Annotated in this window: 1 protein-coding gene; it reads right to left on the bottom strand. The window is 37.3% G+C overall.

Annotated features, from left to right (window positions below; genetic code table 11):
* Window positions 1–12: 12 nt before the first annotated feature.
* Window positions 13–1,206 carry an elongation factor Tu gene (gene tuf, locus RGC78_RS16090; RefSeq protein ID WP_252214976.1) on the bottom strand — a complete coding sequence of 398 codons (1,194 nt, stop codon included), beginning with the start codon at window positions 1,204–1,206 and terminating at the stop codon, window positions 13–15.
* Window positions 1,207–1,208 lie beyond the last annotated feature (2 nt).

The raw sequence follows: 1,208 nt of genomic DNA, 5'->3' as shown, positions 1-1,208 counted from the left end.
TAATTATTAAAATTAAGCGTTAATCTTAGTAACAACTCCTGAACCTACAGTTCTTCCGCCTTCTCTGATCGCAAATCTTAATCCTTCATCCATAGCTACTGGATTGATTAATTCAACGTTCATGTCAATGTGGTCTCCAGGCATTACCATTTCCATTCCGTCTGGTAATTTTATTGATCCTGTAACGTCTGTTGTTCTGAAGTAGAATTGTGGTCTATATCCATCAAAGAATGGAGTATGTCTTCCACCTTCTTCTTTTTTAAGTACGTATACTTGACCTACGAACTTAGTGTGTGGGTGTACTGAATTAGGTAATGCTAAAACTTGACCTCTTTCGATATCAGTTCTTTGAACACCTCTTAATAATGCTCCGATATTATCTCCTGCTTGCGCTTCGTCTAATAACTTTCTGAACATTTCGATTCCAGTTACAACAACTTTCTTCTTTTCTTCACTTAATCCTACGATTTCAACTTCGTCTCCTACGTGAAGTACTCCAGTTTCAACTCTACCAGTTGCAACTGTTCCTCTACCAGTGATTGTGAATACATCTTCTACTGGCATGATGAATGGTTTATCTGTTGCTCTTTCTGGTGTTGGAATGTAGCTATCTACTGCTTCCATTAATTCTAAGATTGGAGCAATTGCTGCTTCATCTGTTGGGTTTTCTAATGCTTTTAATGCAGATCCTTTTATTACTGGAATATCATCTCCTGGGAAGTTGTATTCGCTTAATAATTCTCTAACTTCCATTTCAACTAATTCTAATAATTCTTCGTCATCTACCATATCTGCTTTGTTTAAGAATACTACAATGTAGTCAACTCCAACTCTTGATGCTAGTAGGATATGTTCTCTTGTTTGTGGCATTGGACCATCTGCTGCTGAACAAACTAAGATAGCTCCATCCATTTGTGCTGCTCCTGTGATCATGTTCTTAACATAGTCAGCATGTCCTGGACAGTCAACGTGAGCATAATGTCTGTTTTCTGTTTCATACTCAACGTGTGAAGTATTGATTGTGATTCCTCTTTCTTTTTCTTCTGGAGCTTTATCTATTTCTGCATAGTTAAAAGCTTCTGCAAATCCTCTGTTTGCTAATACAGTTGTGATTGCAGCTGTTAATGTTGTCTTACCGTGGTCTACGTGACCGATTGTTCCAATATTTACGTGTGGTTTACTTCTCTCAAATTTTTCTTTTGACATTC

Source organism: Clostridium aquiflavi, assembly GCF_031344075.1.
Taxonomy (GTDB): domain Bacteria; phylum Bacillota; class Clostridia; order Clostridiales; family Clostridiaceae; genus Clostridium; species Clostridium aquiflavi.
Note: the sequence above shows the minus strand (reverse complement) of the source record. Positions and strands in the feature narration are given on the sequence as shown.

Excerpts from the sequence above, each read along its gene's own strand:
- tuf (WP_252214976.1), bottom strand. The coding sequence starts at position 1,206 with ATGTCAAAAGAAAAATTTGAGAGAAGTAAACCACACGTAAATATTGGA.